Source organism: Actinoplanes sp. NBRC 103695, assembly GCF_030269485.1.
GTDB lineage: Bacteria > Actinomycetota > Actinomycetes > Mycobacteriales > Micromonosporaceae > Actinoplanes.
On record NZ_BSTL01000048.1, the window covers coordinates 1 to 15334 of the forward strand.

The 15334-nt window shown below is 71.5% G+C and carries 14 protein-coding genes; 8 read left to right on the forward strand and 6 right to left on the reverse strand.

Translation table 11 applies throughout. From position 1 onward, the window contains the following. Positions 1–71 precede the first annotated feature (71 nt). Positions 72–242: a DnaJ family domain-containing protein gene (locus tag QSK31_RS49360; protein WP_502873115.1), complete on the reverse strand. Its 171-nt coding sequence runs from the start codon at positions 240–242 to the stop codon at positions 72–74. A gap of 81 nt (positions 243–323) precedes the next feature. Here QSK31_RS49360 and QSK31_RS44985 point away from each other — a divergent pair, with 81 nt between their 5' ends. Then, complete coding sequence (locus QSK31_RS44985; RefSeq protein ID WP_285691238.1) at positions 324–3089, forward strand: AfsR/SARP family transcriptional regulator; 2766 nt, start codon at positions 324–326, stop codon at positions 3087–3089. 47 nt (positions 3090–3136) lie between these two features. Here the strand turns inward: QSK31_RS44985 and QSK31_RS44990 are convergent, their stop codons facing one another. Beyond that, entirely contained in the window at positions 3137–3709 is a 573-nt protein-coding gene (locus tag QSK31_RS44990) for a TetR family transcriptional regulator (protein WP_285691239.1), read from the reverse strand. Positions 3710–3806: 97 nt separating this feature from the next. Between QSK31_RS44990 and QSK31_RS44995 the strand changes: the two genes are divergently transcribed. Then, the gene (locus QSK31_RS44995; RefSeq protein ID WP_285691240.1) at positions 3807–4853 is read left to right on the forward strand and encodes an NAD(P)-dependent alcohol dehydrogenase; all 1047 of its coding nucleotides are present in this window, start codon (positions 3807–3809) and stop codon (positions 4851–4853) included. An 89-nt stretch (positions 4854–4942) separates the two neighbouring features. Here the strand turns inward: QSK31_RS44995 and QSK31_RS45000 are convergent, their stop codons facing one another. Further along, positions 4943–5827, reverse strand: coding sequence for a helix-turn-helix transcriptional regulator (locus QSK31_RS45000; protein ID WP_285691242.1), 885 nt, complete (start codon positions 5825–5827; stop codon positions 4943–4945). Between the two features lie 126 nt (positions 5828–5953). On the opposite strand from QSK31_RS45000, the gene QSK31_RS45005 reads away from it, so the two are divergent. Further along, a complete protein-coding gene (locus QSK31_RS45005) occupies positions 5954–6859 on the forward strand; it encodes an oxidoreductase (protein WP_285691243.1) in 906 nt (301 codons plus the stop codon). 98 nt (positions 6860–6957) lie between these two features. After that, the gene (locus tag QSK31_RS45010) at positions 6958–7227 is read left to right on the forward strand and encodes a DUF2277 domain-containing protein (protein WP_285691244.1); all 270 of its coding nucleotides are present in this window, start codon (positions 6958–6960) and stop codon (positions 7225–7227) included. 21 nt (positions 7228–7248) lie between these two features. Here QSK31_RS45010 and QSK31_RS45015 read toward each other — a convergent pair whose 3' ends face one another. The 3 genes from QSK31_RS45015 to QSK31_RS45025 all read right to left on the reverse strand — a co-directional run bounded on the left by QSK31_RS45015 (position 7249) and on the right by QSK31_RS45025 (position 10102). Next, the gene (locus QSK31_RS45015) at positions 7249–8004 is read right to left on the reverse strand and encodes a YcnI family protein (protein ID WP_285691245.1); all 756 of its coding nucleotides are present in this window, start codon (positions 8002–8004) and stop codon (positions 7249–7251) included. Between the two features lie 67 nt (positions 8005–8071). Next, entirely contained in the window at positions 8072–9421 is a 1350-nt protein-coding gene (locus QSK31_RS45020; RefSeq protein WP_285691246.1) for a sensor histidine kinase, read from the reverse strand. A gap of 12 nt (positions 9422–9433) precedes the next feature. Beyond that, positions 9434–10102 (reverse strand): response regulator transcription factor, encoded by a 669-nt coding sequence (locus QSK31_RS45025; RefSeq protein ID WP_285691247.1) that lies wholly within the window; start codon positions 10100–10102, stop codon positions 9434–9436. A gap of 102 nt (positions 10103–10204) precedes the next feature. Here QSK31_RS45025 and QSK31_RS45030 point away from each other — a divergent pair, with 102 nt between their 5' ends. From QSK31_RS45030 to QSK31_RS45045, 4 genes are all read left to right on the forward strand, one after another. Continuing rightward, positions 10205–11362 carry a LolA family protein gene (locus QSK31_RS45030; RefSeq protein ID WP_285691248.1) on the forward strand — a complete coding sequence of 386 codons (1158 nt, stop codon included), beginning with the start codon at positions 10205–10207 and terminating at the stop codon, positions 11360–11362. A 192-nt stretch (positions 11363–11554) separates the two neighbouring features. Beyond that, positions 11555–12961: a gamma-aminobutyraldehyde dehydrogenase gene (locus tag QSK31_RS45035; protein WP_285691249.1), complete on the forward strand. Its 1407-nt coding sequence runs from the start codon at positions 11555–11557 to the stop codon at positions 12959–12961. Positions 12962–12976: 15 nt separating this feature from the next. Further along, positions 12977–14080, forward strand: a complete 1104-nt coding sequence (locus QSK31_RS45040) for an ABC transporter ATP-binding protein (protein ID WP_285691250.1) — start codon at positions 12977–12979, stop codon at positions 14078–14080. A 38-nt stretch (positions 14081–14118) separates the two neighbouring features. Beyond that, on the forward strand, positions 14119–15330 hold the full coding sequence (locus tag QSK31_RS45045; protein WP_285691251.1) for a polyamine ABC transporter substrate-binding protein: 1212 nt from the start codon (positions 14119–14121) through the stop codon (positions 15328–15330). The last annotated feature ends 4 nt before the right edge of the window (positions 15331–15334 follow it).

The following is a 15334-nucleotide window of genomic DNA, read 5'->3' on the forward strand; positions in this document are numbered from 1 at the left end:
CGCCTCACACCCATCACCACCAGCCAAGACACCCAACCCGACCTCGAACCCGCCGAGATAGCCGCCTAACATCAACCCACACGGATCAGCGCTGGCCGCCTCTTACACCACGCCAGCGGACGCGACCACTCGCTGCCGGCGCCCCGCAACGGTTTCCCGGCGCCGGGAAGGTTGTCGAACTCCCCGCGCTCCTGCGCCTCCCGCAGCTGCCGGTCGACCGCCGACTCGTACCAATCCGCCACACGTCAACTCTAGTTCGAGAACTCTGATACGAGCGCCGTCCTCCGGCCCCTGCCCGCCGCGCGATCGATTAGCCTCGACACGTGCCGGTGTGGGAGCTACGGCTACTCGGCCCGGTCGAGCTGGTCCGGGGTGGCGAGCCGGTCGACGTCGGACCACCGCAGCGTCGGCTGGTTCTGGCGGCCCTGGCCGTGGACGCGGGCCGCCCGGTGCCGGTCGACACGCTGATCGCCCGCGTCTGGGGGCCGGCCGCGCCGGAACGCGGTCGCCGCGCGCTGCAGGCGCACCTGGCCCGGCTCCGCCAGGTGGTCGAACCGGCCGAGCTGATCCGGCGGTCCGGCGGCTACCAGCTGGATGCGCCACCGGAGAGTGTGGACATCGGCCGGTTCAACGACCTGGTGCGCCGGGCGCGGGAGCCGGAGCGGCCGGTCGCCGAGCGGGCCCGGCTGCAGCGGGCGGCGGTCGAGCTCTTCCACGGCGAACCCATGGCCGACCTGCCCGGGCCGTGGGCGAGGCAGGTCAGGGAGAGGTGGCGCCGGCAGCATCTGGACGCGGTGATCGGCTGGGCCCGGCTGGCGATCCCGGCCGGCGATGCCGAGGCCGTCCTCGGCCACCTGACCGCGCTGGTCGACGAGCATCCTCTGGTCGAGCCGCTCGCCGCGGCCTACCTGCTGGCCCTGCACGCCGCCGGCCGTACGGCCGAGTCCCTGGACCACTTCACCAAGGTCCGTCAGCGGCTGGTGGGTGACCTGGGCATCGAGCCGGGCGCCGAGCTGCGGCAGGCCCAGCTGACGGTGCTTCGCGGTGATCAGGGCCGTGATCCGAGCGGCGATCGGGAGGAGCCGCCGGGCACGTCGGCGCCGGCGCAGCTGCCGCACGAGGTCACCAGCTTCGTGGGCCGCGCGGTGGAACTCAAACGCCTGGACGAGATGCTCGACCGGGACGGCACTCCTGCGGTGGCGACCGTCGCGGGCACGGCGGGCGTGGGGAAGACCGCGCTCGCCGTGCACTGGGCGCATCGGGTCCGTGACCGGTTTCCCGACGGTCAGCTGTACGTGAACCTCGCCGGTTTCGACCCCCGAGGCTCGCCGGCCACCGCCGCCGAGGCGGTCAGCGGGTTCCTCGTCGCGCTGGGGGTGCCGCCGCCACGGGTGCCGTCGACGCTGAGCGAGCGGACCGCGCTCTACCGGAGCCTGCTGGCCGAGCGGCAGATCCTGATCGTGCTGGACAACGCCCGCAACGCCGAGCACGCGCGTCCGCTGCTGCCCGGCACCCCGCGTAGCCTCGCCCTGGTGACCAGCCGCGACAGCCTCGGCGGGCTGATCGCGCAGGGCGCGTACCCGGTGATGTTGGAGGTGCTCTCCGCGCGCGAGTCGGGCGACCTGCTGGACCGGCGTATCGGCCGGCCGCGGACCCACGCCGAACCGGCGGCGGTGGCCGAGATCGCCGCGCGCTGTGCCGGCCTGCCGCTGGCCCTGGCGGTGGTGGCGGTACGCGCCGCGACCAACCCGTCGTTCACCCTGGCCGCGGTCGCCGGCGAACTGCGCGACTCCCGTCTCGCGCTCGACGCTCTGGCGGCCGGCGATCCGGCCAGCGACGTACGCGCGGTCCTCTCCTGGTCCTATCACGCCCTCGACGCCGGCGCGGCGCGGCTGTTCCGCCTGCTCGGTCTGCACGGCGGGCCGGACGTCAGCGCGGCCACCGCGGCCAGCCTGATCGGCGAGCCGGTACGCCGGACCCGGATGCTGCTGGCCGGCCTGGCCCGCGTGCACCTGGTTCTCGAGCACCAGCCGGGCCGGTACGGCATGCACGACCTGCTCCGCGCGTACGCCGCGGAACTGGCCGAGGCGATCGACCCACCGGCCGAGCGGCAGCAGGCTCTTCGCCGGGTCCTGGATCACTTCGTGCACACCGGCAAGGAGGCCGCCCTGCTGCTGTTCCCCGGCCGGGAGCCGATGGATCCGGGCCCGGTCGCTCCCGGTGCGGTGGTGGAGGCGCTCGACTCCTACGAGCAGGCAGAGGAGTGGTTCGCGACCGAGCACCACGCCGTGCTGGCCGCCATCCGGCGCAGTGCCGAGCTGGGCCTGGACCAGCTGATCGGCCGGCTGGCCTGGACATTGACGACGTTCCAGCTGCGCCGAGGACTGTGGCACGACTGGGAGACCGCCCAGCGGGCCGCGCTGGAAGCGGCTCAGCGGCGGGGCGACCGCGGCGGGGAGGCCGACGCCCACCGCAGTCTGGGCCGGGTGCTGCAGCGTCTGGGCCGCCTCCAGGACGCGGACCTCCACTACCGGCGGGCCTTGCAGATCTACCGCCGTGTCGGGGACGCGGACGGCGAGGCGATCACCCACGACAACCTGTCACCGCTGCTGTCGCTGATGGGCCGGGCGCCCGACGCGGTGGCGCACGCGCGGCGGGCGCTGGAACTGTTCCGCGGCGTGGACCACACGCTTGGCATGGCCAGCGCCTCCAACTCGGTCGCCTACCTGCTCGTCCAGGTCGGCGAGCCGGCGGAGGCGGTCGGCTACGCGCTGGAGTCGCTCACCCTGCATCGGCGGATCGGCGACGTGGACGGCGAGGCGGCCACCTGGGACACGCTCGGCTTCGCGCGCCACCATCTCGGGGAGTGGTCCGAGGCCGCCGACAACTACCGCCAGGCGCTGGTGCTCTATCGGCGGCTGGACGACCGCTACAAGATCGCGGACACGCTGCGCAACCAGGGCACGACCCAGCACGCCTCGGGTGACCGCGAGGCGGCCGGGCGGTCCTGGCGAGAGGCGCTGTCCATCCTGGAGGACATCGGCCACCCCGAGGCCGAGGACGTGCGCGCCCAGCTTTCACAGCCGTGATCGGGCGTCCTCACCGATGGCGGTCGTCGTCGGAGCGGCCGCAGCGCCTAGGTCTCTCTGCGCATGAACGCGTCACGGACGGCGGCGGCGAGGCCGGTCCGCCGGCGGTGGTGGTCCTCGGCCGGGTCGGCCGGCGTCGCGGTGTGGGTCAGGCTGCTGGGCGACCAGGTCATGGCCATCGCGATCACCAGGGAGTGGATGTCGGCCGCGGGGATGTCGGCGCGTATCTCGCCGGCCCGCTGGCCCGCGGCGATCACCTCGATCTTGGTGGACTCGTCGGTCCGGGGGAACAGCGGGCCGGCCGGGGTGCGTTCGAGGCGCGCCCAGGTGGCCAGCCGGACCAGTTGAGGGTGCTCCAGGTACGCGTCGTAGAGCCGGACCGCGTAGTCGGGGAGGTCGGCGGTGAGCGGCGCCTTGTCCAGGATGTCGTTGACCTGGTCCTCGAGGACCGCGTCGAACAGCCGTTCCTTGCCCGCGTAGTAGGAGTAGATCTGGGCCTTGCTGACCTTGGAATCGGCGGAGATGCGATCGACCCGCGCGCCGGCGACGCCGTACGCGGCGAACTCCACGGCGCCCGCGTCCAGCAGGCGACGGCGGCTGGCCTGGGACCTGTCAACCATGGTCACATCCTAAACGAACTCGTTCGTTTGTCATCGGGCGGCACATCGCCTACCGTGGCGAACGAACCAGTTCGTTTGCTGCGACGGGAGTGACGTCATGAGGGACACCATCGGATGGGCCGCGCTGGACAGGGACGCACCGCTGCGCCCCTGGGCCTTTCAGCGCCGTGACCTGCGCGAGGACGACGTCGCGGTCCGCGTCGAGTACTGCGGGGTCTGTTCCAGCGACATCTCCGCCATCCGCCACCGCGGGGACGACCCGTTGGTGCCGGGCCACGAGATGACCGGCGAGATCACCGCCGTGGGCGCTGCGGTGACCGGCTTCCGGATCGGCGACAAGGTCGCCGTCGGCAACATCATCGACTCCTGCGGCGAGTGCGGGCCCTGCCTGGCCGGCCGGGAGAACTGGTGCGCGCGGTTCCCGACGCTCACCTACGGCAATGTCGACCCCAAGGACGGGATGCCGACCCGCGGCGGCTACTCCTCCGAGTACGTCCTGCCGGCAAAGTTCACCTACCACCTGCCCGCCGGGCTCGACCCCGCCGCCGTCGCGCCGTTGATGTGCGCGGGAGTCACCACCTACGTCCCGCTCAAGCGCTGGGGCGCGGGCCCCGGCAAGCGAGTCGGCATCGTCGGCATGGGCGGACTCGGCCACCTGGCCCTGAAGATCGCCCACCACCTGGGCGCCGAGGTCGTCCAGTTCACCCGCACCCTCGACAAGGCGGCCGAGGCGCGCGCCCTGGGCGCCGACGACGTGGTGCTCTCCACCGACGAGCAGCAGATGGCCGCCCAGCGGGGCCGCTTCGATCTGATCCTGGACACCGCCGGGGCGCCGCACTCCATCGAGCCCTACGTGGCCGCCCTGGCCATGGACGGAACCCTCTGCGTCGTCGGCATCCCCGAGGGCGACCTCTCGGTCAATCCGCTGAGCCTCATCCAGGGCGCCAAGACCCTCGCCGGCGCCGGCAGCGGCGGCACCCGCGAAACCCAGGAGATGCTCGACTTCTGCGCCGGCCACCGGATCACCGCCGACATCGAGATCCTGCCGCAGCGGCGGGTCAACGAGGCGCTCGACCGCCTGGCCCGCAACGACGTCCGCTACCGCTTCGTCCTCGACATGACCACCGCCGTGGCCGGGGTCTGAAACGCGACCCAAGTCCTGTCTCGTGGATCACCCAGGGCTGCGGAGGGCCCAGAGCGCGCCTCGCACCCGGGTGATCCACGGGACAGGACTTAGTAGCCCGCGGAGGGCATGGGACGCGGCCTGGCAGAGCGGGTCGCGTGCAGTGATGCCAGCAGCTGGAGGCGGTCGGCATCGGGGCTGCCCGGTTCGGTGGTGAAGACCAGCATGACAGGGCCGGGGTTGCCGGGCAGTGGATAGGTGTCCCAGGCCAGGGTGATGTCGCCGGCCTCGGGCGTCCGGAAGATCTTGGTGCCGCTGACCGACTCGCGGACGTCGTGGCGTGCCCACAACCGCCGGAACTCGGCGCTGCGGATGCTCAGCTCGCCGACGATCGCGGTGGCGCGCGGATGGGTCGGGTCGGTGGCGACGGCCGCGCGCATCATTCCGATGTAGTCCAGGGCCTGCTGCTCCCAGCCGGGGCAGCTGTGCTGACCGGTCCGGGTGTCGTCGAACATCAGCAGCAGCATGTTGAGCCGGTCGCCGGGGTAGTCGCCCGGGTCGCCGAGCAGGGCCTCCGCCATCGGGTTCCAGTCGAGCAGGTCGAGGTGCCGGCCGAGCACGACCGCGGGGGTGTCCAGCACTCGGAGCAGCCGCCGGGTGCTGTCCGGCACCTGTTCCCGGACATGGTCCACCGGGCCGGGCATCGGCCTGCGGGCCGCACGGGCCAGCGTGAACAGGTGCCGGCGTTCCTGGTCGTCCAGGCCGAGCGCTCCGGCGAGGGCGTCCAGGACGTCGTCGGACGGGTGCACCTCCCGGCCCTGTTCCATCCGCTGGTAGTAGTCGGTGCTCAGCCCGGCCAGCAGGGCCAGCTCCTCCCGCCGCAGCCCGGTCACCTTGCGCCGGCCGCCGGGCTCCAGGCCGACGTCACGCGGACTCAGCCGGCTGCGCCGGGCACGCAGGAAATCGCCGAGCTCACGAGCGTACGGATGGGCCATGCCGCAAGTGTGCCGCGGCCCGGTCCACCGACGGTAGGTCTTCCAGACCTAGGCAGCCGAGTACGACCGAACCTTCTTCCGCGGCTCTTAGCGTCGGTCTGCCACATCCGAGCGAAGGAGCAGCAGATGACCGGATGGACCGCCGACCGCATCCCGGACCAGCACGGCCGGGTCGCCGTCGTGACCGGCGCGAACTCGGGCCTCGGCCTGATCACCGCGACCGAGCTGGCCCGCCACGGCGCCCGCGTCGTGCTGGCCGTCCGCAACACCGCCGCCGGCCAGGAGGCCGCCCGCCGGATCGGCGGCGACACCGAGGTCCGCGAGCTGGACCTGGCCTCGCTGGCCTCGGTGCGGGACTTCGCGGCCAAGCTGGCCGCCGACCACCCGGCGATCGACCTGCTGGTCAACAACGCCGGCCTGGTGTTGCTCGGCCCGCGCCGCACGACCGCCGACGGCTTCGAGCTGCAGCTGGGCACCAACATGCTGGGCCACTTCGCGCTGACCGGCCTGCTGCTCGGCAGCCTGGCCGCGGCCCGGGCGCCACGGGTGGTGAGCCTCAGCTCGATCACCCACAAGCGCGCGCATCTCGACTTCGCCGACCTGATGTTCGAGCGTGCCTACCGGGCCTCCCCGGCGTACGGCCGGTCCAAGCTCGCCACCACGGTCTTCGGCCTCGAACTGGACCGCCGGCTGCGCGCCGCCGGATCGCCGATCGTCAGCACGCTGGCCCACCCGGGTCTCACCCGCACCAACCTGACCCCGCGGGCCTGGGAGCACCGTCCCCGGCTGGGACGGCTGATCGCGTGGGCCGGTCTGCTGGTCACCCAGCCGGTCGAGCAGGGCGCGCTGCCGCAGTTGCGTGCCGCGACCGATCCCGGCGTGCGCGGCGGTCAGTTCTTCGGCCCGGGCGGGCTCGGCGAGACACGCGGCCGGGTCACCGAGGCCCGGCTCAGCCGGGAGGCGGCCGATCCGTCGGTCGGCAGACGGCTCTGGGCGGCCGCCGAAGAACTGACCGGCGTCAGCTACCTCTGAATGCCCCTGATGCCGGCGTCTCGGTGCAGGTCGCAGCAGCCCCGGCACGGGATCGACGGTGTCGAGGGGCGGGGCCGCGGAGCGTAAACTCGGGTTTCATGTGCCGAAACATTCGACCGCTGAACAACTTCGAGCCTCCGGCCACGCGGGACGAGACGCACGCGGCCGCCCTGCAGTACGTCCGCAAGGTGGCCGGCGCGACCAAGCCCAGCCAGCGCAACCAGGAGGCCTTCGACCGGGCGGTCGCCGCGGTGGCCCGGGCGACCGAGGAACTGCTGGACGAGCTCGTCAACGTGGGGCCGAAGAAGGACCGCGAGGTCGAGGCCGTCAAGGCGCGGGCCCGGGCGGAGAAGCGGTACGCCTCCTGATCCGCCCGGACCCGGAACGCGTTACTTGCCCGCGGAGACCTTGTCGGGAGCCGTGGCCGGCGCCGCGGCGGGCGTGCGGTTCGACCGGCGGTAGGCGAGCAGCGCGATGATCAGCGCGATCACGCCGAGTGCCAGGCCACCCGCGCCCAGGACGGTGCCGGTGTTGGACGACTCCTCGGCGGCGGGCCCCTCGGCGGTGACGGCCGGGCCGGTCGCCGCGGCCGGGGCGGTGCCCTCGGGCGCGGCCTTGGCGAGCTTCAGGACGGGCGCGGGGCTCTCCGGCTCGGCGCCGGCGACCGGCTCGTCGATCCAGCGGACCACCTCGCCGCCGGAGTAGGTCTGCAGGGCCTTGAAGACCATCTGGTCGACCTCGGGCAGCGGGCCCAGCGAGACGTCGAACTCCTGGAACTGGCCGGGTTTGATGGCCGCGTCGCCGGTCGCCGTCCAGGTGATCTTGGACACGGCCTCCTTGATCTGGGTGCCGTGGGCCTCCAGCGGCTTGTCCAGCGGACTCTTGGTGACGACCGGCGTCCAGCCGGGCACCGGCTTGACCGACACGGACGCCACCGGGGCCTCCTTGATCGGCAGGTTCACCTCGAGTTTCGTGGTGGACTCGGTGTCGCTCTCGTTCGGGACGCGGAAGGTCACCTTCGAGTAGCCGCCCTGCGTGGCACTCGCGGAGCTCACGCTGACGTGCGCGGATGCGGGGGCGGCGATCGCGAGGGTGAGCGCGGCGACCGCTCCGGCCACCACGGCGGCCCGCTTGAACAAGGTCATCTTCTCTCGGCCTTCCAGACGTATGAGACGTACGGCCATTGGTCGGCAGCCGAGGCGGAAAAGTTCCCTACGATTTCGGCAATCTGACCTCGACCCGAAGGCCCGGCTCGGCGTCACCGAGGGTAATGGTTCCGTGATGCTGGCGAAGGAGTTCCCGGACGATCGCGAGGCCCAGCCCGGAGCCGCCCGCGTCCCGCGCGCGGGCGTCGTCGAGCCGCGTGAAACGGCCGAAGACGCGCTCCCGGTCGCCCTCCGGGATGCCGGGGCCGTCGTCCGTCACCGTGATCAGACCCCAGGACGGTTCGGACGACAGAGTCACCTCGACCGAGGTGGAGGCGTGCCGGACGGCGTTGTCCAGCAGGTTCGCGACCACCCGGCTCAACGCGTCGGGCTCCCCCGCCACGAGCACCGGCGCGGGCGGGAGAGAAACGCGTACGGACGGGTAGCGGGAAGCCACCGCCGAGAGCAACTCCCCCACCGGGATCTCCTGGATCCGTGCCACCGGGCGGGTGGCGGCGTCGTCGGCGCGGGCGAGCAGCAACAGGTCGTCGACCAGCCGGCTGAGCCGTTCCACATCGGTGAGCAGGTCGGCGGAGAGCCCGGGCCAGTCGGTGTCGTCGGGCAGCCGCTGGGCCACCTCCAGCTCGGTCCGCATGGTGGTCAGCGGGCTGCGCAACTCGTGCGCGGCGTCGGCCACGAACGCCCGCTGCCGCGCCCGGGACGCGTCCAGCCGGCGCAGCATGTCGTTCAGGGTGACCGCGAGCCGGTGGATCTCGTCGCTGGAGTCGGGCACCGGCAGACGGTCGGTGCGGGCCCGGCCGGTGATCTCCTCGGCGCCGGAGCGCAGCGCCTCGACCGGGCTGAGCGCCGCGCCCACCACCTGCCACGACACCACCGCCAGCACCAGGATGAGCAGCGGGAACACCACGAGCAGGGTGATCCGCAGCAGCCGGATGCCGGCGGCCACGTCGGCGGTGCTGCGGGCGACCAGGACGTGCACGGTGTCGGCGCCCTGCCGCGCGTCGACCGCGACCACCCGGACCGCGCCGTCCACCCCGATCCGGTCGCCGCCGATGACCGTGCCGCGGCCGCTGGACAGCGCCTTCAGCTCGTCCGGGTAGAGGATCGGCACCAGCCGGTCGGCGGTCGCGCTCACCGCGCGTACCCGATCCTGGTCGTCGACGACCTGGACCTGCATGCCCGGGCTGACCGGGATGGGGTCGCTGAGAGCGTTCTGCTCGACCAGCGCGGCGACCGCCTTCGCGGTGTCCAGCGCGTCCTCGTTGATGGTGCGCAGCAGCGCGAAGTTGAGCACCGCGATCAGCGCGAGCCCGCCGGCGAGCAGCCCGGCGCAGAGCGCGGCCACCGAGACGCCGGTGAGCCGGGCGCGCAGGCTGAGCCGCCGGAACCATCTCATGGGCCGGCCCTTCTAGGAGGTAGGGAGGGCCGCGAGGCGGTAACCGGCGCCACGCACCGTTTCCAGGCGTTCGCGGCCGATCTTGCGGCGCAGGTAGCCGACGTACACCTCGACGGCGTTGGGCGCGGTCTCCAGCGCCGCGTCCCACACGTGGTCGAGCAGCTCGGTCTTGGAGACCACCTGGCCGGGGTGGCGGATCAGGTACTCCAGCAGGGCGAACTCGCGGGCGGTCAGCGCCACCTCGCTGCCGCCGACCAGGACCCGGCGCTCGGCGGGGTCGAGCTCGACGTCGCCGTGGGCCAGCACCACCGGGCGCTCCCGGCTGCCACGGCGCAGCAGGGCGCGCAGACGAGCCAGCAGCACCACGTACGAGAAGGGTTTGGTCAGGTAGTCGTCGGCGCCGCAGTCGAGCCCGTCGGCCTGGTCGTACTCGCCGTCCTTGGCCGACAGCATCAGCACCGGCAGCCAGTGCCGCTCGGCCCGCAGCTGCCGCACCACCCGGTAGCCGGAGAGCCGGGGCAGCATCACGTCCAGGATCATCGCGTCGTACCCGCCGTGGCGGGCCATCTCCAGACCGTCCTGGCCGTCCCCGGCGATGTCCACCGCGAAGCCCTCGGCCTGCAGCCCGCGGCGCAACGCCGCGGCCAGCCGTTCCTCATCCTCCACCACCAGTAACCGCACCTGCCAACTGTGGCATGCGCGGGGCCACCCCTAGGGGACCTTCTCAGCGGAGTCACAGCGCTGCCGGAGCATGGTGGTGGCAGACAACGGGAGGTGGACGTAGTGAACGTTCTTAGGTCCAGGCCGGTACTGCGCTGGCTGGTGCCGTCGGCCGCGGCGGTCGTGGTGATCGGTGGCGGCGCGGCGGCAGGCACCATCGTCGCCAGTGCGGACCCGGCCCTGCCGGAGCGCAGCGCGGCCCAGCTGCTGGTCGATGTACAGAACGCGAAGGTCGACGGCCTGTCCGGGACGATCGTGCAGACCGCCGATCTCGGCGTTCCGTCGATCCCGGGCGTCACCGGCCAGGGCGACGAGCTCACCAAGCTGATCGCGGGCAGCAACACCGCCCGGGTCTGGTACGCCGGTGAGGATCAGGCCCGCATCGCGATCCAGGGTGTGCTCGGCCAGACCGACGTGATCCGGAACGGCAAGGACGTCTGGATCTGGCGGAGCGCCGGCAACACCGCCTCGCACCTGACGGTGCCCGAGGGCAAGACGAAGCAGCCGGCCGCGTCGCCGACGGGTCTGCCGTCGACGCCGCAGGAGGCGGCCGACGCCGCGCTGGCGGCGATCGACCCGACCACGGCGGTCAGCACGACCGGTGCGGCCGAGGTGGCCGGGCGGGACGCCTACGAGCTGGTGCTCGCGCCGAAGGACAAGGCGTCGCTGATCGGCCAGGTGCGCCTGGCGATCGACGCCAAGGAGCACATCCCGCTGCGGGTGGACGTCTACGCGAAGGACGCCAACAACCCGGCCGTCCGGGTGGCGTTCCAGCAGATCAGCTTCGCCAAGCCGGACGCGGAGCAGTTCAAGTTCAACCCGCCGCCGGGCGCGAAGGTGGAGACCCAGACGCCGGAGCAGTTGCAGGCGGAGGGGGAGAAGAAGGCCGCCGAGGCGAAGAAGCAGCACGGCGCCCCGGCCGCGGCCGGCAAGGAGCCGGCCGGTTCCAAGGTCGTCGGTGAGGGCTGGACGTCGGTGTACGTCGCGAAGGCGCCGAAGACCGGCTCGGACGGCAAGGCCGGCTCGGACGCCAAGGCCGGTGGCCAGGAGGCCGCCGCTCTCGAGGGCGTGCTGAAGAGCCTGCCCGAGGTCAAGGGCGCCTGGGGCAGCGGGCACCTGCTGTCCAGCACGCTGTTCAGCGCGCTGCTGACCGACGACGGCCGGGTCCTGGTCGGCGCGGTCTCCCCGGAGAAGCTGTACGAGGTCGCCGGGCAGAAGTAAGACAAAACGACGGTTCGCGTGGCCGGTGCGCTTTCCGGCGGGGCCTACGCGATCGTCACCGGAATCAGCCGTCGATGAATCCATCGGCGGCTGATTCCGTTTCGGCTCTGCAAAATAGTTCGGATTCCCTTGTCTCCGGACGGTTCTCTATGTCAAGGTCCCCCCACGTCAGTGAGGGCAGGAGGACCGACCGTGAGCGATGCGCTGCCCGTGCTGCGGAACTTCATCGGCGGGACCTACACGGACCCGGCGGACGGCGCCACCTCCCCCGTGATCGACCCGGCGACCGGAGAGACGTATGCGCATGCGCCGCTCTCCACGGGCAAAGACGTCGAGGCGGCGATGGCGGCGGCCCGGGACGGGTTCGCCACCTGGCGTGACGCGACGCCGGCCGAACGGCAACTGGCCCTGCTGCGGCTCGCCGACAAGGTCGAGGCGCGGGCCGGGGAGATCATCGAGGCGGAGTGCCGCAACACCGGCAAACCGGTCGGGCTGACCCGCGACGAGGAGATGGCCCCGCTGCTGGACGAGCTCCGGTTCTTCGCCGGGGCGGCACGGTTGCTCGAGGGACGGTCGGCAGGGCAATACCTTCGCGGGTACGAGTCGTACGTGCGCCGCGAGCCGATCGGGATCTGCGCGCAGGTGGCGCCGTGGAACTACCCGATGGTCATGGCGGTGTGGAAGTTCGCCCCGGCCATCGCGGCGGGGAACGCGGTGGTGCTCAAGCCGTCCGACACCACGCCGGTGAGCACGCTGCTGCTGGCCGAGATCGCCGCCGAGGTGCTTCCGCCGGGCGTACTCAACGTGGTGTGCGGTGATCGGGACACCGGCCGCGACCTGATCGCCCACCCGGACCCCGCGCTCGTCTCCATCACCGGATCGACCCGCGCCGGGATGGAGGTGGCCGCCGCGGCCGCCGCCGACCTCAAGAAGGTGCACCTGGAACTCGGCGGCAAGGCGCCGGTCGTGGTCTTCGACGACGCCGACCTCGCGTCGACCGCCGCGCGGATCGCCGACGCGGGGTATTTCAACGCCGGGCAGGACTGCACCGCCGCCTCCCGGGTGCTGGTCCACCGCGGCGTCGCCGCCGACTTCACCGAGGCGCTGGTGGAGGCCGCGTCCCGGCAGGAGGTGATCCCGGTCAACAACGCGAACCAGCTGGGCCGGGTTCTGGGGTTCCTCGACCGGGCGCCGGAACACGCCCGGGTGGTGACCGGCGGCCGGCAGTTCGGCGACCGCGGCTACTTCATCGAGCCGACCGTCGTGACCGGGCTGGAGCAACGCGACGAGATGGTGCAGGACGAGATCTTCGGGCCGGTCGTCACGGTCCAGGAGTTCGACGACGAGGACGCGGCGGTGCGCTGGGCCAACGACGTCCGGTACGGCCTGAGCGCCAGCGTGTGGACCCGCGACCACGGCCGGGCGATGCGCATGACGCGGCGCCTCGACTTCGGCTGCGTCTGGGTCAACACGCACATCCCGTTCGTCTCGGAGATGCCGCACGGGGGCTTCGGGCATTCCGGGAACGGCAAGGACCTTTCCGCGTACGGGTTCGACGAGTACACCCGGATCAAGCATGTGATGCACAACGTCGGCTGATAGAGGTACCCCCGGATGAGCGACACCCCCGCGATCGAGTTCGTCGGCGTACACAAGGAGTTCCAGTCCCACGGCGAGACCGTCCACGCCGTGCGCACGCTCGACCTGGCCATCGGGCAGGGCGAGTTCTTCTCGCTGCTCGGCCCGTCCGGCTGCGGCAAGACCACCACGATGCGGATGATCGCCGGGTTCGAGGACCCCAGCGCCGGCACCGTCTTCCTGGACGGCAAGGACGTCACGGGCGTCGCCCCGAACAAGCGCGACGTCAACATGGTGTTCCAGTCGTACGCGCTGTTCCCGCACATGTCCGTGTTCCAGAACGTCAGCTTCGGCCTGGAGCGCAGGAAGGTGGCCAAGGCCGAGATCACCCGCCGGGTCGGCGAGATCATCGAGATCGTGTCGCTGACCGGCATGGAGAAGCGGGCGCCGCGGGAGATGTCCGGCGGCCAGCAGCAGCGGGTCGCGCTGGCCCGGGCGCTGGTCAACCGGCCGCGGGCGCTGCTGCTCGACGAGCCGCTGGGCGCGCTGGATCTGAAGCTGCGCCAGCAGATGCAGGTCGAGCTCAAGCGGATCCAGCGCGAGGTCGGCATCACCTTCGTCTACGTCACCCACGACCAGGGCGAGGCGCTGACGATGTCGGACCGGATCGCGGTCATGCAGGGCGGGCGGATCGACCAGCTGGGCACTCCGCGGGAGATCTACGAGAAGCCGGCTACCCGGTTCGTGGCCGGCTTCATCGGCACCTCCAACCTCCTCGAGGGCGAGGTGCGGAGCATCGACGACGGCATCGCGACGCTCTCCTCCGCGCCCGGCGACTGCGTGCTGGTGCCGGTTCCGGGTTCGGTCGCGGTCGGCGACAAGCTGGAGATCTCGGTACGCCCGGAGAAGATCGAACTGGAGCGCGGCACCGAGGCGCCCAGCGACTGCTCGGTCGTCGCCGGCACGGTCAGCGAGGTCGTCTACCACGGCACCTCGACCAACTACGCCGTGACGACGGCGGCCGGCCCCGAGTTCACGGTCTTCGACCAGAACGCGGCCAACGCCGACGATCTCGCCGTACGCGGCGACAAGGTCTTCCTCTACTGGAACGCGCAGCACTCGTATCCGATCGGAGTCTGATGAATTCCCTCCACTCTTCTGGCCAGCTCTGGCGTGGCATGACCCAGCGTCGCCTCGGCCGCCGGGACGCCCTTCGGATGGGCGGGCTCGCCTCGTTCAGCGCCTTCCTTGCCGCCTGTGGCGTCAAGGGCCAGGGCAACCCCGGTGCCAGCGCCCCCGCCCCGGACGCGGTCGCCAAGTTCTGGGAGGGCAAGACCGCCACCAAGCACGTCGACGTGGCGAGCTGGCCGCTCTACATGGACCCGAAGCAGCCGGAGCTCAAGGCGTTCACCTCCGAGACCGGCATCACGGTGAACTACCAGGAGGTCATCCAGGAGATGGGCCCCTGGTTCGCCAAGGTGCAACCGCAGCTGGCGGCCAAGCAGCCGATCGGGTTCGACATCCAGATCATCACCAACGGCGTGCAGTTCAAGCAGTTCAAGGACTCCGGCTTCCTCGCGCCGCTGGACCTGGCCAAGCTGCCGAACTACGCGAAGAACGCCGGCCCGGCGTACAAGAACGAGGCCTTCGACCCGGGCAACGTCTACAGCGTGCCGTGGACGTCCGGGATCACCGGCATCGCGTACGACCCGGCGAAGACCGGCCGCGAGATCACCAAGCTGGCCGACCTGTGGGATCCGAAGTTCAAGGGCAAGGTCGGCATGTTCTCCGACACGCAGGAACTCGCCAACTTCGGGCTGCTGGTGCTCGGCATCGACCCGGGCAAGTCCACCCCGGACGACTGGAAGAAGGCGGCCGACAAGCTCAAGGAACAGAAGTCGCAGGGCATCCTGCGCAACTACTACGACCAGAGCTACATCGACGCGCTCGGCAAGGGCGAGGTGTGGATCACCCAGGCGTGGTCCGGCGACGTGTTCCAGAAGAACGTCTCCGAGGGCAAGAACTTCAAGTTCATCATCCCGGAGGAGGGCGGCACGATCTGGACGGACAACTTCTCCATCCCGATCACCGCGCCGAACGCGGTGTCCGCGCTCACCCTGATCGACTACTTCTACCGGCCGGAGGTCGCCACCGACGTGGCCGCCTACATCAACTACGTGACGCCGGTGCCGGCCACGCAGGAACTGATGAAGCAGAAGGCGGCGGCCGCCACCGGCGACGACAAGAAGACCCTGACCGCGGTCGCGGAGAGCCCGCTGGTGTTCCCGACCGAGGCCGACTACGCGAAACTGCACTACTACCGCAACTTCGCCACCCCGGCCGAGTACCAGGACTTCCAGCGCGTCTTCGAACCCGTCGTGCTGGGGTGAAGCG